This window comes from Pseudomonas putida (assembly GCF_022627325.1).
In the GTDB taxonomy this organism is placed as follows: domain Bacteria; phylum Pseudomonadota; class Gammaproteobacteria; order Pseudomonadales; family Pseudomonadaceae; genus Aquipseudomonas; species Aquipseudomonas putida_X.
This window is the reverse complement of the sequence record NZ_JAETZZ010000018.1, coordinates 43,229-62,601: the sequence shown is the minus strand read 5'-3', so window position 1 is coordinate 62,601 and position 19,373 is coordinate 43,229. Positions and strand designations below refer to the sequence as shown.

Here is a 19,373-nt window from a genome sequence, read left to right as displayed (position 1 = left end):
CGACAGCAGTCGGCAGCCTTACAAGGAACAAGCACATGAAAGCACCGATCCTTGCGCTGCTGCTGGCCTGCAGCCCGCTGCTGGCCGTGGCCGATACCGCCAGCGAGCAGCAGAGCATTCAGCACCTGATGCGACACAACTTCGAACGCCCGGATGCGCCACTGGACGTTGGCCCGGTTACCATCCAGGGCGAGCATGCGGTAGCCGGCTGGTTGCAAGACCAGCGCGGCGGCCGTGCCTTGTTGCGTAAAGGGCCTCACGGCTGGCGCGTGGTGCTGTGCGCCGGCGATTCACTGCTCGACCCGGCAACCCTGCACAGCGCCGGGCTCAGTGAACAGGACGCGGCCCAACTGAGCCAGGCAGTGCGCCAGGCCGAAAGTGCTCAACCCGCCGAGCGGGTCAGGCAGTTCGCGCTGTTCCAAGGCGTGGTCAAGGTCGACAAGGACGCTGCCCACGGCAATCACTGATGAATAACCCGGGGGTTCTCAGGCCCCCGTCCCTCGGTCAAGGTCGGTGCGCCCGTTGGCCAGCGGCGAAGACGGCTTACCCGATTAACAAGCGCCCAGTTGGAGTGCTGCGCCCGTTCGGGTGTTGGCCTGCCCGTTCGTGGGCAAGTCCAGTGTGTGGCGGTGTATCTCGTTCTCTGCGGTATCCACCAGTTCGAGGATAACCCGGCAGCGCTTCAAGTAACGGTTGCCGGCTTCGGTCAGGGCGATGCGGCGGGTCGTGCGGTTCAACAAGCGAATATGCAGATGCGCCTCCAGGCTGGAGAGCATCCGGGAAACGCTGGCGGTGGTGGTGTCGAGGCGTTCGGCCGCGCCGGTCAGGCTGCCGGCCTGAACCACGCAACTGAACGCGCGCATGGCTTGGAGTATGTCCATCGACGGTCTCTCGCTAAGCATTCAATGAATAGGAAAACGGGCGGCGCAAGGCCGCCCCTGTGCCGCCCTGCCTTAGCCAGGTACCGGCAACCAGCGCCGGAAGCTGCTCTGGCCTTTGGCGCTGAGTGGGCTCCAGGAAAACTCCCAAGGGGGTGACGGCAAGTCTTCGTCCGCCTGGGAGGCTGGCAGCGCCGGCCGTACGCCGGTTTTCCACTCCACGACCCGTTCGCCCATAGGCTGCCAGGCCAGCACCAAGCCACGGGCCTGAGACACATCAGTCGCCACCCACAAGGCGGCCGCGGCCACCATGAAGGCCTCAATGTGCTCCTCAGTCACACGCGCCTGGTAGGGGGAGCTCAGCAACCAGCGGCAAACGCTGATGTAATACGTCCAATCCAGCGCCGGATGGTGCCGGTAGGCCCACGTCATGAAGCGTCGGAACAACTCAAGCCCCTCAGGCGGGTCGAGCTTCAGCAAGCTTGGGCAGACATCGAATAGCGTGTGCCAGTAAGGCAGCAGGCGCGCATCGAGGTTGACGAAACTGCGGGCGTTGCAGGGGTAATCGGGAAACGGCAACAGGAAGTCGCCCGCGCGCGACGGGCGAATGGAGGGCTCCAGCAACGCTGAAGCGGTCAGGGTGCGAGACATCGTGTGCTCCTGGGTACGGCTAGCCATCGGCAGGCCGGCGCCCCGCTTCCAGCGGGTGCGGCCTGGGTCCTTGCGGGTCAGGCGATCGACGTCGGGGAGGCACGGGGGTTGATCGACGGCCAGCAGTGCCGCGGTGAATGCACCAGAACGGCGGGCTGCTGGTCGACCGGCAGCACGGGCAGCACGAAGCCGGCCAGGATCAACGAGGCAGGCAGAGGTGCAGGGCCGCCCTGGGCGCAACAGCAATGCCCCGGGGCGGACGTCTTCGCGCTGAGGTTGCCGTCCTTGTCCGGCATGGCCGGCTGAACGCCGCCCGACGAGCAATAACTGCCCGCCAGCAACTGCGCCAGGCTCAGGTCGCCCAGGGTACTGGCCATGGGCAATGCCAATACCTTGAGCAGCATGGCAAGCAACGCGGCGACCCAGAGGCTATCCCAGGTGCGTGCGCGCAGGCCGCAATGGCGCATGTTCATGCCTCGCCAGGTAGCGCGGGCGTGGAGATTCGACAGGTCATGAGGGCTTACCTCCAACGACGGCCAAACCAACCGGCAGGTGCATGCCTGAGCATGCACCGTAGATCCGGCGTGTTAATGGCAGGCACTGGCCCGCCACGGCGCCTAGGCGCAGGTAGCGTCAGAGAGGTGAAGCGCGAGGGTTGGATGCGGGCCAGCAATAACGCGGCGGGGCATGGCTGCGTATTTCACGCAGGATTGGCCGGCGCTCGCTGCTGGCCAGCAGCCAGCCGACAGCGATGAGAAAGACCAGGGTAAGAAAAGCCGCCGAGCCCATCGGGCAACTGAACGGAATGCTCAAGTCGTTCGCCAGGGCGCCGTCCTGCTTGGCCTTCAGAGGGGCGGTATCGCCACCTAAGCTGCAGAACGCGCCGCCGAATCCATTCAGCGCCAGCCCCACTGCCTGCCCGTGGGCCAGGCCACAGCCAAGTACATTGAACAGGACACAGAAGTACAGTGCCCAGGCAATGAGGGGTCGGTTTGAAGGCAGACGGTTCATGGGCGGCGACTTTAGCATCGAAACCGGCCTCGTAGAAGCTTCACCTGCAGCCTGCCCCGTCTGCGACAAGCCGTCACACCTGGCGCACTTGGCCTCCATTCGCCAGAGCGGGCGCCCCCCAGGGACAGATTGTCGCAGTTGGTCAGACCCACCATGCTCCTTACAGTGGCGCCGCCATCGCAATGGCTCCGTGCAACCCCACGCAGACACCAGCGCAGAGCCGGCCAGGACCCGGGCTCTGCTTCCCGAAACCGGCGCCGTCGCGCGCTACCCCGTGAGGCCCCATCATAATGAGCGTGCTCGATGCGCTAGACCTGGCTCGAATTCAGTTCGCCTTCACCGTTTCCATCCACATCCTGTTCCCCGCCATCACCATCGGCCTTGCCAGTTACCTGGCAGTGCTCGAAGGGCTGTGGCTGCGAACGAACCAGCAGGTCTACCGCGACCTCTACCACTTCTGGTCGAAGATCTTCGCCGTCAACTTCGGCATGGGCGTGGTGTCCGGTCTGGTCATGGCCTACCAGTTCGGCACCAACTGGAGCCGGTTCTCAGATTTCGCCGGTGCCATTACCGGCCCGTTGCTGACCTATGAAGTGCTCACCGCGTTCTTCCTGGAAGCAGGCTTCCTGGGCGTCATGCTGTTTGGCTGGAACCGTGTCGGTCGTGGCCTGCACTTCTTCTCCACGGTGATGGTGGCGCTTGGCACACTGGTCTCGACCTTCTGGATTCTGGCCTCCAACAGCTGGATGCAGACGCCGCAAGGCTATGAAATTGTCGATGGCCGGGTGATTCCAGTGGACTGGCTGGCCGTCATTTTCAACCCCTCCTTCCCCTACCGGCTGATGCACATGGCCACTGCCGCATTCGTGGCCACGGCATTCTTCGTCGGCGCTTCGGCGGCCTGGCACCTGCTACGCGGCCGGGACAACCCGGCCATCCGCAAGATGCTGTCGATGGCCATGTGGATGGCCCTGGTCGTGGCGCCGGTGCAGGCGGTCATCGGCGATTTCCATGGGCTTAACACCCTCAAGCACCAGCCGGTGAAAATCGCGGCGATCGAAGGCCACTGGGAGAACAAGCCGGGTGAACCGACCCCGCTGATCCTGTTCGGCATCCCCGACATGAAAGCCGAAACCACCCGCTTCAAGATCGAGATCCCTGCCCTCGGCAGCCTGATACTGACCCACAGCCTGGACAAGCAGGTACCGGCGATGAAGGAGTTCCCGCCTGAGGACCGGCCCAACTCGACCATCGTCTTCTGGTCGTTCCGGGTCATGGTTGGGCTCGGATTCCTGATGATCTTCGTCGGCCTGTGGAGCCTGTGGCTGCGCAAGCGCGGCACGCTCTACACCTCGCGGCCGTTCCTGTACCTGGCACTGTGGATGGGCCCGTCCGGGTTGGTGGCGATACTTGCCGGCTGGTTCACCACCGAGATAGGCCGTCAGCCATGGGTGGTGTACGGCTTGCAGCGCACCGCCGATGGCGTGTCGAACCATGACGCCACACAGCTCAGCATCACCTTGGTGACATTCGTGGTGGTGTACTTCGCCCTGTTCGGCACCGGCCTCGGCTACATGATGCGCCTCGTGCGCAAAGGACCAAAACCTGGCGAGGGCGACCAACACACCCCAGGCGGCCCAGGCCAGCAACATACACCGGCACGGCCGTTGTCCGCCGCCGACGATTATCAGGCAGAGGTGAACTGACATGGGCATCGACCTTCCACTGATCTGGGCGGTGATCATCATCTTCGGTGTGATGATGTATGTGGTAATGGACGGCTTCGACCTGGGGATCGGCATGCTCTTCCCTTTCGTCAAGGACGCACGTGACCGGGATGTGATGATGAACACCGTCGCCCCGGTATGGGACGGCAACGAAACCTGGCTGATCCTAGGCGGTGCAGCCCTGTTCGGCGCCTTTCCGCTGGCCTACGCGGTGGTGCTGGAGGCGCTTTACCTGCCGCTGATCCTGATGCTGATCGGCCTGATCTTCCGGGGCGTAGCCTTCGAGTTCCGCTTCAAGGCCAAACCCGCCAAGCGTCACCTCTGGGACAAGGCCTTCATCTGGGGCTCGCTGGTCGCGACATTCGCCCAAGGGGTTGCCCTGGGCGCCTTCATCGAAGGCATCAAGGTGGTCGAGCGCAAATACGCTGGAGGTGCACTCGACTGGCTCACTCCGTTCAGCCTGTTCTGCGGGCTGGGCCTGGTGATCGCTTACACCCTGCTCGGTTGCACCTGGCTGGTGATGAAAACCGAAGGACCGCTGCAGCAACGCATGCACGATGTTGCCAGGCCTCTGGCGCTGGTACTGCTGGTGGTGATCGCCGTGGTCAGCCTGTGGACACCGCTGGCCTACCCGCAAATCGCTGCGCGCTGGTTCAGCATGCCCAACCTGCTCTGGTTCATGCCGGTGCCGATCCTGGTGCTGGTGACGTTCTACGGGCTGCTACGTGCCGTGGCGCGCAACGCGCACTACACGCCGTTCTTGCTGACCCTGGCCCTGGTCTTCCTGGGCTACAGCGGCCTTGGCATCAGCCTGTGGCCAAACATCATCCCACCGTCGATCAGCATCTGGGAGGCCGCAGCACCGCCGCAGAGCCAAGGCTTCATGTTGGTAGGCACGCTGTTCATCCTGCCCATCATCCTCGGCTACACGTTCTGGAGCTATTACGTGTTCCGCGGCAAGGTGACACATGAAGACGGCTATCACTAGGAGTACTACCTGATGACACCCAGTGTGAAGCAACCGATATGGCGTCGGCTGGCCTGGCTGGTGCTGATCTGGGCAGGCAGCGTGGCGGCGCTGGGACTGTTCGCTTGGCTGATCCGACTGTTCATGGTGGCCGCCGGCATGCGCAGTCATTGAGCCTTCGGTGCGATGCGTCTGCGACAAAATGGCGCACCGCTGAACTTTTACAGCCCGCAACAGATGCGGCTTAATGCACGCCTCACCCGTCCGGGGGTTTCATGACCGTACGTGCTCGCGCACATTTTTGCCTCCTCGCCTGCCTCGCCATGCTGTTCAACCTGCTGGCGATGCCACTCGACCGTGCCTTGCAAACACCCCGCATCGACAGCCAATCGCTGATTCTCGGCAGCTTCTGCAGCCTGCACGGTGCGCAGAGCCTACCCAAATCGTTGCTGGCCCAGCTCAAAGCCGAACTGCCGCAACTCGGCGATCAGTCCGAGACGAAACACCCGGCAGGTGACTGCTGCTGTGGTCATGCCGGCCATGCCATGTTGGCCAGTGACCATTATCGCCACCTCTTTCCCCGCTACTGGCCGGACGCGCTGCTGCTCGGCGCCAGCCACACGCTGTTGCTGCCGCGCGAGCAGTGGCCAAAGCTCAACCCGCGCGCCTCTCCCCTGGCCTGACCTGTCGTTGCTTGCCCACGGCTGCCCCGTGACCTTCGGTGCGCAGCCCTGCCCGACTGTCTGACCAGGAAACCTTCCATGCCTGCGCTCCGTTGCACCGCACGCGCTGTCCTGCCCGTGCTCGCTTTGTTCAGCCTCAGCCCCCTGTCGCTGGCCGTTGCCGAAACTCTGCCTGCTGAAAACTCCACCCTCACCCTTGGCGCGGTCAACGTGACCAGTACCGAAAGCGGCCCGCTGGCCACCAGCAGCGTGCTCAGTTCGGTGGACATTCTGGGCGGTGACATCCTCGAAAAAATGCCCGTGGCCTACAGCTGGGAGCTGTTCAGCCGCGCGCCAGGGGTGATGCTCACCGAGTTCAACCAGGGCACCACCTCAGGCAAATTGTCGTTCCGCGGCTTCAATGGCGAAGGCGAAGTGAACGCGGTGAAGTTGCTGATCGATGGCATCCCCAGCAACACCAATGACGGCAACATGCCCTTCATCGACTCGGTGTTCCCCATGGACATCGACAGCATCGAGGTGGTGCGCGGCACCAGCGACCCGCGCTATGGCCTGAACAACATCGCCGGCAACGTCAATATCAACACCCGCACCGGCGGCAACTACAACAAGGCGCGCCTGCGCTACGGCAGCTTCAACACCCGCGAGGTGCAACTGGCCAAGGGCATCGAGACCAGCAACTGGACGCAGAACTACTTCTTCGCCCGCCAGCAGGTCGACGGTTACCGCGACCATGCCGACACCGAACGCTACAGCTTCGGCGGCAAGTGGTTCTATACCCCTGACGATGGCAGCTATCGCCTTGGCCTGATCGCCCGCCACTACGAGTCCGAAGCCCAGGAGGCCGGCTACCTGACCGAGGATGACGCCCGCCATCATCCGCGCATGAGCAATGACTACAACGCCACGGACAAAGGTACGCGGCGAATGAACCAGGTCAGCGTGCACTTCGACACCGACCTGGCCGAAACGCTGTCCTGGTCGGCCAAGACCTACCTCAACACCTATGACGACCGTCGCTGGACGCAGTACTGGCGCACCAGTTCACAACAGGAGCGCGACACTTACGAGGATCAGTACGGTGCCATTACCTCGCTGACCTGGCGGCCACAGGTGGACTGGCTGCATGCGTTCGCCCTTGAAGGCGGAAGCGATGTGCAGAAACAGCAGAACCGCAGCGAGCGATACCGCACGCTCAATCGCGTGCGGCAGGCGCAGACCCGTGACCAGGACTTCGACTTCAACACGGTCGGGGCCTATGTGCAGGCTGAAATCGAGCCAGTGGAGTCGCTGAAGATCGTGCCGGCCTATCGCGTCGACAAGCTCAGCGGTGACTTCACCAACAAGATGACCGGGCTGGACTCGGACATGAACGACTACGGGCTGATCAAGCAGCCCAAGCTCAGCATTGTCTATTCGCCGTGGAAGTTCGCCAGCGTTTACGCCAACTGGGGCCGGACCTTCCAGGTCGGCACGGGCGCCGCAGCCTACAAGGTGCCGCCGCGCAACGAGGACCTGGACCCATCGATCAACGAAGGCTGGGAAACCGGCGTCAAGTTCACCCCGGCCAGCTGGATCGATGGCCGCGTGGCTTATTGGCGTCAGGACGCCTCTGGCGAGGTGAGCCGTCGCCTGAACGACCCCAGCGGGGAGTCGGACAACGTTGGTGAAACACGCCGCTGGGGCTATGACCTGCAGGTCAACCTGCACCCGGACGAACGCACTGAGGTGTGGATGTCCTACTCCTGGCAATACTCCAAGATCCTTGAGCCCAGCAGCGCCTTACCAGGCAGCAAAGGCCAGGAAATCGATCACGTGCCCCACCATCTGTGGAACACCGGCATCAGCTATCAGGCTACCCCGAAGCTGCAGCTGACTGCCTGGGCGAACGGGCAGACCAACTACTACCTGGAGCGGGAGAACACCCAAGGCACGTATGGCGGCTACGTGCTGATGAACCTCGGCGCCACCTACAAGCTCAGCGAAACGCTGAGCGTCGACCTGCAACTGAAGAACCTGACCGATCGCTACTACGAATACGTCTGGTACGACCCGGACGGTGCCGATGCATCGCTGCACTCCCCCGGCGACGGTCGCGCCCTGTATGCGGGGCTCACCGTCGACTTCTGAAGCAAGGCACGGCAAGCGACCAGGCCGTCGCTTGCCGTGCTCTCAACGCTTGAGCAGCACGATGAAGAACAGCCCACCCAAGGCTGCAGTGGCAATGCCGATCGGCAGGTCCTCCGGCGCGATCAGCGTGCGCGCAGCCACATCCACCCAAACGATGAACAGCCCGCCGAGCAGCGCGCTGACCGGCATCAACCGCCGGTTTTCCGCCCCCACCAGCGCACGCGCCACGTGCGGCACCATCAGCCCCACGAAGCCTATGGCGCCCGAAAGCGATACCAGCACGCCTGTCAGCAACGACGTGCAGATGAAGACATGAAGACGCAGGCGGCGGCCGCTGAACCCCAGGCTGATCGCGGTCTGCTCTCCGCTCATGAGCGCATTCAGGCCACGCCCCATCACCTGTAGCGCAAGCAACCCAAGCAACACACACACTGCCGGCAAGCCGATAACGCTCCAGCGCGCCGCGCCCAGCCCACCCAACATCCAGAACACCACCGAGGCTGCAGCATGCTGGTCAGCGGTGTACAGCAACAGGTTGACCAAGGCCATCAGGACGAATGACACCGCGACCCCCGCCAAAAGCAGGCGGTCACTCTCCATGCGCCCTCCACGCCTGGCCACGGCGATAACCAACAGCATGCTCGCCGCTGCCCCCACAAAAGCTGCCAGGGGCAGGCTGAACACGCCGATGAATTCGCCGAGGTACAGCATGACCAGCACCGCGCCCAGCGCGGCGCCAGAGCTCACGCCCAGCAGGTGCGGGTCGGCCAGCGGATTGCGCGTGACGGCCTGCAGGGCGGTACCCACCAATGCCAGCCCCGCGCCGACCACTACCCCTAACAACACACGCGGTGCGCGGATCATCCAGACGATCTGCGCCTGGCTGTTGCTCCACGCTCCCGGCAGATCGACGCCCAACTGCTGGGCAACGATCCCGAACACATGGCCCAGCGGGACCGAGGCCGGGCCGAATGCCAAAGCGATCACTGAAGAAAACACCAACAGTGCAACCAGGATCACGATCAGCCAGCGATAACTCCCCGGGCTGCGCCCCCAGGTCATGGTGCTGCCTCCTTGAACAACGCCGGATGCAACGCCCGCGCGATCTTCGCGACGGCCTCGGCGTTTTCCACCGAAGGGGTGACTTGCAGGTACGTCAAGGGGACAAAGCGCTGCTCGCGTATGGCCCGCACATCCTTCAACGCAGGTTGGCGCAACAGGAAGTCGCGCTTCTGCTGCCAGGTGCTAGGGCCGTAATCGACGATCAAAATCACTTCAGGGTCGCGCTCCACCACGCTCTCCCAGTTCACCTGCGTCCAGCTGGCCGCCACGTCCTGCATCACATTCACGCCACCGGCAGCATCGACCAAGGCCTGGGGCATGCCCAGGCGCCCCGACGTGGTCGGCCGGTCTTCACCGCTGTCGTAAAGGAATACCCGTGGCCGATGCTGCGCCTGAGCTACCCGCCTGCGCACCTCGGCAACCTGCTGGCGCATCTGCGCCGTGAGGGCTTCGGCTTGCGGCTCGACACTGAAGATGCGGCCCAGATTGCCCAGGTCGCGGTAGACATCATCGAAGCTGGCGCGTCGCTGGGGCATGATCCAGGAGCACGACTCGCTCAGTTCATAGACCGGGATCTCAAACGCTGCCAGCGTTGCGGGCGTGACCGGCCCCCCCACGTGCATGCCGTAGTTCCAGCCAGCGAAGAACAAGTCGGCGTCCACCGCCAGCAAGGTTTCGATGGAGGGGTAACGACTGGCCAGTTGCGGCACGCCCTCCAGCGCGTCATCGATCCATGGGTCGCGGTGTTTGTGGCGGGTAAAGCCGGTGTAACCGACGATGCGCTCGCGCAGGCCCAGGTGCAACAGCATGGCGGTCATGTTCACATCGTGCACCACAACCCGCTGCGGCGCTTTGCTGAAACTCACCGAACGCTCACAACTGCGGATGTTCAATGGGTATTCACTGGCCGCGATGGGCAATGCCATCAGCAGCGACAACAGGCCGATCAAGGCGTGAATGTTCATGGCCGGGTTATCCAGGTAATGCGTGGGTAAGGATGCAGCGGGTGCGTGTCGATCAGCGCTTGCAGGCCGAAGACCTGCCTCAGCAGCTCGACGGTCAACACCTGCTGCGGCGCGCCGCTGGCAATGATTCGCCCGCCGTCGATGACGTACAAGCGGTCGCAAAACGCCGCTGCCAGGTTGAGGTCGTGAAAACTGGCCAGGGTGCTCAGGCCCAGCCCTCGCAAATGCTGCAGCAACCCGAGTTGATAGCGGGGGTCGAGATGGTTGGTCGGTTCATCGAGAATGAGCATTTCAGGGCGCTGTACCAGCGCACGGGCCAGCAGCACTCGCTGCTTTTCACCTCCCGACAACGTGGCGAAGGTCCGTTCGCGGTAGCCGCTCAGCCCTACCCGTTCGAGCACCTCAGCGACCAGTTGCAGATCGTCGGCTGTGTCCCCTTCAAACAGCGATTTGTGCGGCGAGCGGCCCATGGCGACCACTTCGCCGACACTCAACCCGAACTCCTCTGGAAACTCCTGCAGAACCACGGCAATGCGTTGGGCGCACCAGCGCGGGTTGCGCTGCCACAACTCGACGCCGTTCAAGCTGACCTGGCCTGCGGTGGGCTGCGTAGCCCGGTAGGCGCAGCGCAGCAAGCTGGTCTTGCCGCTGCCGTTGGGGCCAATCAGCCCAACGAACTCTCCCTTGCCGACACACAGATCCACGGCGTGCAGCAACGGACGTTGCCTGCCGCCTCGCTCAGGCACAGACCAATGCAGGCCGTCGATTTTCAGATGCATCATTGAACCCACTCCAGCAAGCACCGGCCCGAAGGCCGGTGGCGGACCCGTCAGAAGCTGTAGTCAGCCGTCACGAAGAACGAACGCGGCTCGCCCAGGTACCACTGCAGGCCGTTGTTGTCAGTGGTGGTGGCGTACTGGCGGTCGAACAGATTGTTCAATTGCAGGCCCAGCGTGAGATCAGGTTGGACATGCCAGTCGACGTTGGCATCGACCACGGTGTAGCTCGGCACCTGCACGGTGTTGGCGTTATCGCCATAGCGGCTGTCGACATAACGCGCCCCTGCCCCGGCGCTGAAGCGCTGACCGAAGTCCTTGCTCAACCACAGGTTGGCCGAACGCCGCGGTACGTTGACGGGCCGGTTGCCACTGTAGTCGTTGCTGCCGCTGGCAAACTCGTCGTACTCGGCACGCACCCAGGCGGCGTTGGCTGAAAGCTGCATATCGTAGGGCAGGCGTAGCGCCAGCGTGGCTTCGATGCCGTCCGAAGACTGCTGGCCGATCTGTTGTTGCACCGTCGGGTTGAGCGGATCGGTGCTGAGCAGCTTCTTCTTGACGATGTGGTAGGCCGCCAGGGTCCACTCGCCACGGCCCTCAGGCAGCATCTGCTTGATGCCCACCTCGGTCTGTTTGGCGGTGCTCAGGTCCCAGCTTTGTTGCGCGGCGCTGAGCGTCAGCAGGTTGCTGACGCCCTCGGTGCTGGTGGCGTACTGGCCGTAGACCGAGAGGTCCTGGCTAAGCGCGAACACCAGGCCCGCTCGCCAGTTGTCGCCACTCAGGCTGCGATCCGACCGGGTATCGGTATCCAGATCTTCACGGTCCAGGTGCACCTGGTCACGCCGCACCCCGGTAATCAACGACAACCGCTCGGTAAGCTGCGTGCGGTTTTCGGCGAACAACGAGAACTGCTTGGCCTGGTTGGCTTCGCGCGAGCGGTAGGGGTCAGTGCTGATGTAGTCGCCGCCACCCGAACCGGACAGCGGCACGGTATCGGTGTGGGTGTTGCCGAAGTCATGCTTGCGCACGAACCGGATCGAGTTGTAGTCGGCGCCGACCACCGTCTGGCTGTCCAGGCCGAACAGCGAATGCTGCAAGGTAAACGACTGGCGATCGCCGATCTGCTCCTGGACCTGCTTGATGCTGATGAAGTTGCTGCGCTGCACCTGACCACCCGGCAGCCAGGTATAGCTCTCGGCGTTGCGCCAGCGGCGTTGAGCCTTGAGGAAGTACAACTGGTTGCTGGCGGTGAGGTTGTCGCTGATCACCCAGTCAGTGACCAGCCGCGTGGACTGGTCGTTGTAGTGGACCTCGGCGTTATCGACGTTGTAATTGTGGTCGCGTATCGACTCCTGGTAATGCCCGTTGACCAGCGGTGTACCGAAGTACTGCTGTGGGTCCTGATCACCGTAATCGTGGCTGAGGGTGACGCTGAGGTCGTCATTCGGTTGCCAGTGCAACGCGCCGCTGACGGCGATGCTTTCTGATTCACCGCGGTCGACCCAGCCGTTACTGGCAAGCTTGTTGAGGTTCAGTCGGTAGCTCAGCGTATCGGTCAGCGAGCCGCCGCTGTCCAGCGCCACCTGCCGGCGATCATTGGAGCCGTAGCCCAGGCGTACATGGTTGCGCACTTCCCCCTCGAAGGGCTTTTTCGGCACCACGTTGATGACCGCGCCCGTGGCACCCTCACCATAGAGCACCGATGCCGGGCCGCGCAGCACATCGATGCGCTCGACCGACCAGGTGTCCACAGGAAAGGTGACGGTGCCGGCGCCCACGTACAGCCGGGTGCCGTCGTACAGCTGCATGGTGGAACTGTGCCCGGTAAACCCTCGGGCCGAGAGCGCCGTGCCGCCGTTGCCGGGGGTACCGATGAAGGTGATGCCGGGCGAGCGCGTCACTGCATCCTGGACGGTGTTGTTGTTGCGGGCTTGAATCTGCTCGGCGCTGATACTGGTGACGCTCGCAGGCGTTTCCAGGGGTGTGAGGTTCAGGCGCGAACCACTGGTGCTGGGGGTATGCAGATCCGGTGGGGTGTCCTGCCCGAGGGTGCCTGTAATGGCGGTAGCCGGTAACGCCAGTGCCTGGTCAGCTTCGGCGCCGTACGCCGGGACGGTGATGAAAACACAAGGCACCAGGCTTGCACGCATCAACGTGCCTGGCAGAGAACTGAAAAGCGAGAAACGGGACATGTCTTTCCACTTGCAGCAGGAATGAAAGAATCCCGGAGGGAACAACGCATGGGGAACGCGCAGGCGCGCACGCCCACGGAAACCGGCCTGCGCCCGCCCACCGCGGGTTTGCCAAACTGTGCTTCAGGCCGGTCTCCGGGCTCGCGAGGGTCATGAAGCATTCACCTTCCCATGCCGAGGCACAGTGGTGTGTCGAATACTTCGCTCGCATACCGTTGCGGGGGCAGCGCCGGACTGATCATCGCGAGGATGACGAACCGGCTTCCCGTTTCACCCCATGCACGGCGGCAGGGGGCACCTGAAACAGGCGCGCAGATGACCATCAAAACCGGTTCAGGTCAACTGCCACCTTGAAGTAATGGCTTTGTCAGGATATGAACCGTTGAGTTTGCACGCGCCGGGCACTTGCACAATCAGGCCGGTTCGAGTGGCTTGTCTGTAACGTGGCGCACCTGAAACAAGGGGATTCACCGGCTTAGTGCCCAAACCCTCGGGCATCATTTGCCTAGCTACAGCGCTACCTTCTCCAATCAAGCGACCAAGGCCGGAAGCTTGCGCGCCAGCAGTTCAGCAGCTGCGGGCCCTAGCCGGGACGGTCCCAGCTTGCGGCGCTGTACCCACTTGCACGCCACGATTTCGTTCTGCGGCACCGGCCGGTCTCGTTCATCGATCTGCAAGGTAAAGATGTGATGGACAATGCGACCGGCACGGACAGTACACAGCTGTACCAGGCGCTGCCGGCGAATACCCGTTTCTTCCTGCAGTTCACGAACGGCAGCACTGAGGGGACACTCATGCGGCTTGACGCTGCCACCTGGGAAATTCCACCCACGCGATTTACGGCGCACCAACAGCAGTCGGCCACTGCGAAAGCAGAGCACTGTTGCACGCGTCCGGAGCTTGCCAGGTGTCGACATCCTCACTCCCTTTTCCATTCTTGACTGACGGTGGACCGCCTGAAGATCCGGCAAGTTCAAGCCATCCACATTCGCGCTATTGCCTTGGTAACGCCGCCTGCCGCTTGCTCTGAACTTTGCTGCCTCTGCCGGCTTCAGTTGCTTAGTCACTCCACATTGGGGCTCGTGCCTCGCAGAGTCCGACGAACACAGCAAACGCCAAGCGATTGCTGGCCTTTGACCGAAGGGGTTCGAACCATGATCGATCAAGCGACAGGCATGAAACCAGGCGAACGCTACTGCGTGGAGAACGTCGAGCGCGCTCATCAGTTCCCTGGGTTTTTTCAGGACGGTAAGTATTACCTAGGCCCCGAGCTGCTCACGGCAGTAGGCTGGCTCGAAGGGACGAAATTCCTCTATGACAGCCTGGATGCGCAGGGTGAACCCGTTTTCCCAGACCGGGTGGCGGGCACCATCGAGGGCATGAAGCTGGTGCTGATCGACGGCACGGCCCTGCAGCTCTCGAAGATACCCGCCAGCGCCACCCTCGCACCGACCGCGGACAACCTCGAGCAGGCCCCAGAACCTGCCCAGCCTGCAGCCCCTACCCCGTCAAAGGGCCCGTTGCGCGGCAAGGTCGTGGTCATCACCGGCGCTTCCAGTGGGATAGGCAGGGCCGCGGCGCATGCATTCGCTTGCACCGGCGCGCGGTTGGTGCTCGCTGCACGCGATGAGCAAGCCTTGTTCGATGTGCTGGATGAGTGCACCGACTGTGGCACAGACGCCGTGGCGATCGTCACCGACGTTACCCGCAGCGACCAGGTGCAGGCGCTGGCCACACAGGCTGCCGAATTTGGCCACGGACGGATCGATATCTGGGTCAATAACGCCGGCGTTGGCGCGGTGGGCAACTTTGAGCAAACACCGCTGCAAGCACACGAACAGGTCATTCAGACCGACCTGATCGGTTACCTGCGTGGCGCCTACGTGGCCCTGCCCTATTTCAAGGCCCAACGCAGCGGCATTCTGATCAACACCCTGTCACTGGGAAGCTGGATCGCCCAACCCTACGCGGCGGCCTATTCGGCGAGCAAGTTCGGCCTGCGCGGGCTGACCGAGGCGCTGCGCGGCGAATTGACCGAGTTCCCGGACATCCACGTCTGCGACATTTATCCAGCGGTCATGGACACCCCGGGCTTCAGGGATGGCGGCAATTACACCGGCCATGCGCTCACACCGCCCGGGCCGATCTACGACCCGCAGCAGGTAGCCAAGGCCATGGTGGCCAGCGCTATTTCCCCTCGCGCCCACACCACCGTTGGCACTGCCGCCCGCCTTGCCCACCTGGCGAGCTACCTCGTGCCGCGCCTGGCGCTGGTCACAGGGTGGCTGACACGCAGGGCGTTGAACCGCAGCCCCAGTGCACAGATCACCTCCGGCAACCTGTTCGAGCCAACCAATGACCGGCGCAGCGTGGAGGGCGGCTGGAAATCCAGCAACGGCAACATGACCCTGTGGGTGGTTGCGGCAGCCGTCGGTGTCATCGCCGGGCTCGCCGCCACCCGCTCGCCACGCAGGCGCCGCTAAGCACGCCGCTGAGCATCGAGCAGGAACTTTGCTCGCCATGGCGGGCCCCTATTGAAGGTTTATTGGTAAAGGAGATGAATGATGAATGCACAACTGAGCGGTAAGCGTGTGGCCTTTCTGGTCACTGACGGCTTCGAGCAGGTGGAACTGACCGGCCCCCGTGAGGCTTTGGAAAAGAGCGGCGCGGTGGTCGACATCCTGGGTGAAAAAGTCGGTACGGTCCGAGGCTGGAACCATGACAAGCCCGCCGACGAATTCACCGTGGATACGACTTTCGACAATGCCCAGGTCGATCTTTACGATGCCCTGGTGCTGCCCGGCGGCGTTCAGAACTCCGACACCATTCGCTTGATCCCTGGCGCGCAACAGCTGGTCAAAAGCCATGACGCTGCCGGCAGACCCCTGGCGGTCATCTGCCACGGTGGCTGGTTGCTGATATCGAGCGGGTTGGTCAACGGCAAGCGGATGACCAGCTACAAGACCTTGCAGGATGATATCCGCAACGCCGGCGGCACGTGGGTAGATGAGCAGGTGGTGGTCGATGGCAACCTGATCAGCAGCCGCCAGCCGGACGATATTCCTGCCTTCAATGAGCAATTGATCAAAGCATTGGCAGGCTGATGGCCTTGGTTGAACGATTTGGGTTCGGCGCGATGGAAGACTGGATCGGTTTGTTGGAATGGCCTGCCATGGCCGTCACGGTGGTGGCGGCCTGGTGTATCGGCTCGCGCCGCCCCGGGCGGCGTAAAGTGGGATTCTGCTGTTTCATCGCCAGCAACCTGCTGTGGTCGATCTGGGGCTTGCATGCCCAGGCGTGGGCTTTGATCGTATTGCAGGTCGTGCTCTGCCTCATGAACCTCAGAGGCTGGTGGAAGAACAAGGTAGCGTCACACAGATCGCAAGGGGCCCATTCGCCGCCGGCTTGATCAGCGGTTATACCGGGGGCATCGCCTCACGGGTTCGTTCCATAGCCCAGCGCATCGGGCGTGCTCCCGGGAGAACCCTCATAGCCCAGCCCGCACCGTTGATCAGCGGCGCCGTGGCATGGCCCACATCGGTAACAGACCCGCCCGCAGATCGCACAATGGTTCGATAATCGCACACCATCCGCTTACCCCCTCTCTACTTGTGCCCGATCTTGCGGCACGCTTAGCACATGCAGCAAACATGTCCCAAGCGCTGACTGGCCCCCTCTTCAAAGGGCGCGCCAGGCAGGCCCACAACCCATACTCCAGGAACAACCAGGAGCTCGCTTTGATCAATAAAACATATGAGTCCATCGCCAGCGCGGTGGAAGGCATCACAGACGGGTCGACCATCATGGTCGGTGGTTTTGGCACTGCCGGCATGCCGTCCGAGCTGATCGATGCGCTGATCGATACCGGTACTCGCGACCTGACCATCATCAGCAACAACGCCGGCAATGGCGAGATTGGCCTGGCCGCCCTGCTCAAGGCCGGCAGCGTGCGCAAGGTGGTCTGCTCCTTCCCACGCCAGTCCGACTCCTACGTCTTCGACGAACTGTATCGGGCCGGCAAGATCGAGCTGGAAGTGGTGCCGCAAGGCAACCTGGCCGAACGTATCCGTGCAGCAGGCTCGGGCATCGGTGCATTCTTCTCGCCGACCGGCTACGGCACGCTGCTGTCCGAAGGCAAGGAAACCCGCGAGATCGATGGTCGCCAGTACGTGCTGGAAATGCCGTTGCACGCCGACTTCGCGCTGATCAAGGCGTACAAGGGTGACCGTTGGGGCAACCTGATCTACCGCAAGGCGGCGCGTAACTTCGGCCCGATCATGGCCATGGCGGCCAAGACCGCCATCGCTCAGGTCGACCAGATCGTCGAACTCGGTGAACTGGACCCGGAACACATCATCACCCCGGGCATCTTCGTGCAGCGCGTGGTCGCCGTTACCGGCGCTGCTGCTTCTTCGATCGCCAACGCTGTCTGAGGCCTGCCATGACCATTACCACAAAACTTTCCCGCACCCAGATGGCCCAGCGCGTGGCCGCAGACATCCAGGAAGGCGCGTATGTGAATCTGGGCATCGGCGCGCCAACGCTGGTGGCCAATTACCTGGGCGACAAGGAAGTGTTTCTGCACAGCGAAAACGGCTTGCTGGGCATGGGCCCGAGCCCCGCGCCGGGCGAGGAAGACGATGACCTGATCAACGCCGGCAAGCAGCACGTGACCCTGCTCACCGGGGGGGCGTTCTTCCACCACGCCGACTCCTTCTCGATGATGCGTGGCGGCCACCTGGACATCGCCGTTCTGGGCGCCTTCCAGGTGTCGGTCAAAGGTGACCTGGCCAACTGGCACACCGGCGCTGAGGGTTCGATCCCGGCCGTAGGCGGCGCGATGGACCTGGCCACCGGCGCGCGCCAGGTGTTCGTGATGATGGACCACCTGACCAAGACGGGCGAAAGCAAGATCGTGCCTGAGTGCACGTACCCGCTGACCGGTATCGGCTGCGTCAGCCGCATCTACACCGACCTGGCCGTGCTGGAAGTGACGTCCGACGGCCTGAAAGTGGTAGAGATCTGCGCTGACATCGACTTCGACGAGTTGCAGAAGCTCAGTGGCGTGCCGCTGATCAAGTAAGCTGCTGCCTGTATCTGCCTGGCGGCGAAGGGGCCGAGAACCCCATTGCCGCCGTGGCGCCGTCGTACTGCGATATACCAGCCCGCCTTTTCAGCCTTCTGCGCCCGCTTGCCGGGCGCGCCTCTTGTCACGCTTGGTGACGCCTGTAACGCCCATTGCCAGCTTTTGTCACAACTGCTCGGAAATCTCGATCAGGTTGAGATCCGGGTCGCGCACGTACACGGAACGGATAGGCCCGCTCGCACCGGTTCGCTGAATCGGCCCCTCGATGATCGGCCAACGCTGACGTTCCAGCTGCGCGATGACCGCTTCCAGGCTGACACTGGCGATGAAGCACAGGTCCAATGCGCCCGGAACAGGCAGATGAGCTTTGGGCTCGAACTCATGCCCCCGCACATGTACATTGATCTTCTGATTGCCGTAGCAGAACGCCAAGCGTCCTTGGCCGAAGGTTTCCAGGCGCATGCCGAGCACGCGGCCATAGAAGTCTTTGCATGCATCGACATCGACGGTGGTCAGTACCAGGTGGTCCAGATGGTCAATCACGTCGCGATCTCCGGTTCTGTTGGGGGCTTGGTGACGCGCAAAACGTTCCCTGGCAACTTTTGAAGGGCCCGCCTCTGCTTAAATTGCTTTCGGAATGAACGTTTTACCCACTTGACCACTCCATGTAACGCATCATCATTGCCAGCCGCGACAAAAACGCAGTGAAGGATCCTGCGCGTGTTCCATGGAGAGGAAGATCATGAGTGTCACCCTGAAATGCCTCAAGTGCGGTGGGCAAGATTTGGTAAAGCCCGGCAGGCTCCACAGAAAATCGATTGTCACCTGCCGGGAGTGTAATGCCATCGCTCAGTACGGGGACCTGGTGGAAGCAGCGGGTCGGCGATTGCTGGCCGAGCTTCAGCAGCAGTTGGCCGGCTTGAAGGCAGGCTGAGCAGCCTGCACGCGCGCAACCCGCCGACCACGCTTACTCGCCTGGATGTACTTCGACTTGGGTTATCTCAAGCGATTTGGCCTGCTGCAGAATCTCCGTCGGGGAGGCATCTGCAGCTGGCATCACCAGGCTGTTTTCGCCATCCCCGTAATGCAACACAATCAAATGCAACGCGGCTTCATGAAGCGAAAGCCCGTGCTGCTTGAGCTCGAAACGGTGATCACGCGGTTCGCCCTTGAACAGGTACGTCAGGTTGTACGTGTGCATGCTGACCTCTCTAGTGCTGGATAGGTAAATATCCTGACCAGCGG

At 62.7% G+C, this 19,373-nt stretch carries 22 protein-coding genes, 1 pseudogene and 1 riboswitch; of the genes and pseudogenes, 12 read left to right on the top strand and 11 right to left on the bottom strand.

The features are described 5' to 3' along the window. The first annotated feature begins 35 nt into the window (after nt 1-35). Nucleotides 36-467: a copper uptake system-associated protein gene (locus tag JNA92_RS23545; protein WP_241806931.1), complete on the top strand. Its 432-nt coding sequence runs from the start codon at nt 36-38 to the stop codon at nt 465-467. Between the two features lie 168 nt (nt 468-635). Here the strand turns inward: JNA92_RS23545 and JNA92_RS23540 are convergent. The 4 genes and pseudogenes from JNA92_RS23540 to JNA92_RS23525 all read right to left on the bottom strand — a co-directional run. Next, a pseudogene (locus JNA92_RS23540) lies at nt 636-881 on the bottom strand (LysR family transcriptional regulator); the annotation flags it as partial. 72 nt (nt 882-953) lie between these two features. Beyond that, nucleotides 954-1,529 carry a putative natural product biosynthesis protein gene (locus JNA92_RS23535; RefSeq protein WP_241806930.1) on the bottom strand — a complete coding sequence of 192 codons (576 nt, stop codon included), beginning with the start codon at nt 1,527-1,529 and terminating at the stop codon, nt 954-956. Between the two features lie 77 nt (nt 1,530-1,606). After that, nucleotides 1,607-2,002 carry a DUF2946 family protein gene (locus JNA92_RS23530; protein WP_241806929.1) on the bottom strand — a complete coding sequence of 132 codons (396 nt, stop codon included), beginning with the start codon at nt 2,000-2,002 and terminating at the stop codon, nt 1,607-1,609. Between the two features lie 160 nt (nt 2,003-2,162). Further along, nucleotides 2,163-2,540 (bottom strand): DUF2946 family protein, encoded by a 378-nt coding sequence (locus JNA92_RS23525; protein WP_241806928.1) that lies wholly within the window; start codon nt 2,538-2,540, stop codon nt 2,163-2,165. Nucleotides 2,541-2,830: 290 nt separating this feature from the next. Between JNA92_RS23525 and JNA92_RS23520 the strand changes: the two genes are divergently transcribed. The 5 genes from JNA92_RS23520 to JNA92_RS23500 all read left to right on the top strand — a co-directional run bounded on the left by JNA92_RS23520 (nt 2,831) and on the right by JNA92_RS23500 (nt 8,047). Continuing rightward, nucleotides 2,831-4,246: a cytochrome ubiquinol oxidase subunit I gene (locus tag JNA92_RS23520; protein ID WP_241806927.1), complete on the top strand. Its 1,416-nt coding sequence runs from the start codon at nt 2,831-2,833 to the stop codon at nt 4,244-4,246. 1 nt (nt 4,247) lies between these two features. Then, entirely contained in the window at nt 4,248-5,255 is a 1,008-nt protein-coding gene (cydB, locus tag JNA92_RS23515) for a cytochrome d ubiquinol oxidase subunit II (protein WP_241806926.1), read from the top strand. 12 nt (nt 5,256-5,267) lie between these two features. Beyond that, a complete protein-coding gene (locus JNA92_RS23510) occupies nt 5,268-5,408 on the top strand; it encodes a DUF2474 domain-containing protein (RefSeq protein WP_241806925.1) in 141 nt (46 codons plus the stop codon). A 101-nt stretch (nt 5,409-5,509) separates the two neighbouring features. Next, a complete protein-coding gene (locus JNA92_RS23505) occupies nt 5,510-5,917 on the top strand; it encodes a DUF2946 family protein (RefSeq protein WP_241806924.1) in 408 nt (135 codons plus the stop codon). Between the two features lie 78 nt (nt 5,918-5,995). After that, on the top strand, nt 5,996-8,047 hold the full coding sequence (locus tag JNA92_RS23500; RefSeq protein ID WP_241806923.1) for a TonB-dependent receptor: 2,052 nt from the start codon (nt 5,996-5,998) through the stop codon (nt 8,045-8,047). 42 nt (nt 8,048-8,089) lie between these two features. On the opposite strand, the gene JNA92_RS23495 is transcribed toward JNA92_RS23500, so the two are convergent. From JNA92_RS23495 to JNA92_RS23475, 5 genes are all read right to left on the bottom strand, one after another. Next, the gene (locus tag JNA92_RS23495) at nt 8,090-9,109 is read right to left on the bottom strand and encodes a FecCD family ABC transporter permease (RefSeq protein ID WP_241806922.1); all 1,020 of its coding nucleotides are present in this window, start codon (nt 9,107-9,109) and stop codon (nt 8,090-8,092) included. Further along, the gene (locus JNA92_RS23490) at nt 9,106-10,074 is read right to left on the bottom strand and encodes an ABC transporter substrate-binding protein (protein WP_241806921.1); all 969 of its coding nucleotides are present in this window, start codon (nt 10,072-10,074) and stop codon (nt 9,106-9,108) included. The genes JNA92_RS23495 and JNA92_RS23490 overlap by 4 nt, the downstream gene beginning before the upstream one ends. Beyond that, the gene (locus JNA92_RS23485) at nt 10,071-10,856 is read right to left on the bottom strand and encodes an ABC transporter ATP-binding protein (RefSeq protein ID WP_241806920.1); all 786 of its coding nucleotides are present in this window, start codon (nt 10,854-10,856) and stop codon (nt 10,071-10,073) included. Before JNA92_RS23485 ends, JNA92_RS23490 begins: the two co-directional genes overlap by 4 nt. 47 nt (nt 10,857-10,903) lie before the next feature. Further along, the gene (locus tag JNA92_RS23480) at nt 10,904-13,042 is read right to left on the bottom strand and encodes a TonB-dependent receptor (protein WP_431312480.1); all 2,139 of its coding nucleotides are present in this window, start codon (nt 13,040-13,042) and stop codon (nt 10,904-10,906) included. Nucleotides 13,043-13,151: 109 nt separating this feature from the next. Continuing rightward, nucleotides 13,152-13,359, bottom strand: a riboswitch (cobalamin riboswitch). Nucleotides 13,360-13,572: 213 nt separating this feature from the next. Beyond that, nucleotides 13,573-13,959 (bottom strand): NUDIX domain-containing protein, encoded by a 387-nt coding sequence (locus tag JNA92_RS23475; RefSeq protein ID WP_241806918.1) that lies wholly within the window; start codon nt 13,957-13,959, stop codon nt 13,573-13,575. 237 nt (nt 13,960-14,196) lie between these two features. Here JNA92_RS23475 and JNA92_RS23470 point away from each other — a divergent pair, with 237 nt between their 5' ends. The 5 genes from JNA92_RS23470 (at nt 14,197) to JNA92_RS23450 (ending at nt 18,125) form a co-directional block, all read left to right on the top strand. Next, nucleotides 14,197-15,525, top strand: coding sequence for an SDR family oxidoreductase (locus JNA92_RS23470; protein WP_241806917.1), 1,329 nt, complete (start codon nt 14,197-14,199; stop codon nt 15,523-15,525). Between the two features lie 81 nt (nt 15,526-15,606). Next, a complete protein-coding gene (locus tag JNA92_RS23465; RefSeq protein ID WP_241806916.1) occupies nt 15,607-16,146 on the top strand; it encodes a type 1 glutamine amidotransferase domain-containing protein in 540 nt (179 codons plus the stop codon). Between the two features lie 32 nt (nt 16,147-16,178). Then, entirely contained in the window at nt 16,179-16,451 is a 273-nt protein-coding gene (locus tag JNA92_RS23460; RefSeq protein WP_241806978.1) for a YgjV family protein, read from the top strand. Between the two features lie 328 nt (nt 16,452-16,779). Then, nucleotides 16,780-17,475, top strand: coding sequence for a 3-oxoacid CoA-transferase subunit A (locus tag JNA92_RS23455; protein WP_039601534.1), 696 nt, complete (start codon nt 16,780-16,782; stop codon nt 17,473-17,475). A gap of 8 nt (nt 17,476-17,483) precedes the next feature. Further along, entirely contained in the window at nt 17,484-18,125 is a 642-nt protein-coding gene (locus JNA92_RS23450; protein ID WP_241806915.1) for a 3-oxoacid CoA-transferase subunit B, read from the top strand. Between the two features lie 168 nt (nt 18,126-18,293). Here the strand turns inward: JNA92_RS23450 and JNA92_RS23445 are convergent, their stop codons facing one another. Beyond that, on the bottom strand, nt 18,294-18,671 hold the full coding sequence (locus JNA92_RS23445) for a VOC family protein (RefSeq protein ID WP_241806914.1): 378 nt from the start codon (nt 18,669-18,671) through the stop codon (nt 18,294-18,296). A gap of 199 nt (nt 18,672-18,870) precedes the next feature. Between JNA92_RS23445 and JNA92_RS23440 the strand changes: the two genes are divergently transcribed. After that, complete coding sequence (locus JNA92_RS23440) at nt 18,871-19,062, top strand: hypothetical protein (RefSeq protein ID WP_241806913.1); 192 nt, start codon at nt 18,871-18,873, stop codon at nt 19,060-19,062. A gap of 33 nt (nt 19,063-19,095) precedes the next feature. Here JNA92_RS23440 and JNA92_RS23435 read toward each other — a convergent pair whose 3' ends face one another. Continuing rightward, complete coding sequence (locus JNA92_RS23435) at nt 19,096-19,329, bottom strand: hypothetical protein (protein ID WP_241806912.1); 234 nt, start codon at nt 19,327-19,329, stop codon at nt 19,096-19,098. Between the last annotated feature and the right edge of the window lie 44 nt (nt 19,330-19,373).

Excerpts from the sequence above, each read along its gene's own strand:
- JNA92_RS23545 (WP_241806931.1), top strand. The coding sequence starts at position 36 with ATGAAAGCACCGATCCTTGCGCTGCTGCTGGCCTGCAGCCCGCTGCTG.
- JNA92_RS23535 (WP_241806930.1), bottom strand. The coding sequence starts at position 1,529 with ATGTCTCGCACCCTGACCGCTTCAGCGTTGCTGGAGCCCTCCATTCGC.
- JNA92_RS23530 (WP_241806929.1), bottom strand. The coding sequence starts at position 2,002 with ATGAACATGCGCCATTGCGGCCTGCGCGCACGCACCTGGGATAGCCTC.
- JNA92_RS23525 (WP_241806928.1), bottom strand. The coding sequence starts at position 2,540 with ATGAACCGTCTGCCTTCAAACCGACCCCTCATTGCCTGGGCACTGTAC.
- JNA92_RS23520 (WP_241806927.1), top strand. The coding sequence starts at position 2,831 with ATGAGCGTGCTCGATGCGCTAGACCTGGCTCGAATTCAGTTCGCCTTC.
- cydB (WP_241806926.1), top strand. The coding sequence starts at position 4,248 with ATGGGCATCGACCTTCCACTGATCTGGGCGGTGATCATCATCTTCGGT.
- JNA92_RS23510 (WP_241806925.1), top strand. The coding sequence starts at position 5,268 with ATGACACCCAGTGTGAAGCAACCGATATGGCGTCGGCTGGCCTGGCTG.
- JNA92_RS23505 (WP_241806924.1), top strand. The coding sequence starts at position 5,510 with ATGACCGTACGTGCTCGCGCACATTTTTGCCTCCTCGCCTGCCTCGCC.
- JNA92_RS23500 (WP_241806923.1), top strand. The coding sequence starts at position 5,996 with ATGCCTGCGCTCCGTTGCACCGCACGCGCTGTCCTGCCCGTGCTCGCT.
- JNA92_RS23495 (WP_241806922.1), bottom strand. The coding sequence starts at position 9,109 with ATGACCTGGGGGCGCAGCCCGGGGAGTTATCGCTGGCTGATCGTGATC.
- JNA92_RS23490 (WP_241806921.1), bottom strand. The coding sequence starts at position 10,074 with ATGAACATTCACGCCTTGATCGGCCTGTTGTCGCTGCTGATGGCATTG.
- JNA92_RS23485 (WP_241806920.1), bottom strand. The coding sequence starts at position 10,856 with ATGATGCATCTGAAAATCGACGGCCTGCATTGGTCTGTGCCTGAGCGA.
- JNA92_RS23480 (WP_431312480.1), bottom strand. The coding sequence starts at position 13,042 with ATGTCCCGTTTCTCGCTTTTCAGTTCTCTGCCAGGCACGTTGATGCGT.
- JNA92_RS23475 (WP_241806918.1), bottom strand. The coding sequence starts at position 13,959 with ATGTCGACACCTGGCAAGCTCCGGACGCGTGCAACAGTGCTCTGCTTT.
- JNA92_RS23470 (WP_241806917.1), top strand. The coding sequence starts at position 14,197 with ATGATCGATCAAGCGACAGGCATGAAACCAGGCGAACGCTACTGCGTG.
- JNA92_RS23465 (WP_241806916.1), top strand. The coding sequence starts at position 15,607 with ATGAATGCACAACTGAGCGGTAAGCGTGTGGCCTTTCTGGTCACTGAC.
- JNA92_RS23460 (WP_241806978.1), top strand. The coding sequence starts at position 16,179 with ATGGAAGACTGGATCGGTTTGTTGGAATGGCCTGCCATGGCCGTCACG.
- JNA92_RS23450 (WP_241806915.1), top strand. The coding sequence starts at position 17,484 with ATGACCATTACCACAAAACTTTCCCGCACCCAGATGGCCCAGCGCGTG.
- JNA92_RS23440 (WP_241806913.1), top strand. The coding sequence starts at position 18,871 with ATGAGTGTCACCCTGAAATGCCTCAAGTGCGGTGGGCAAGATTTGGTA.
- JNA92_RS23435 (WP_241806912.1), bottom strand. The coding sequence starts at position 19,329 with ATGCACACGTACAACCTGACGTACCTGTTCAAGGGCGAACCGCGTGAT.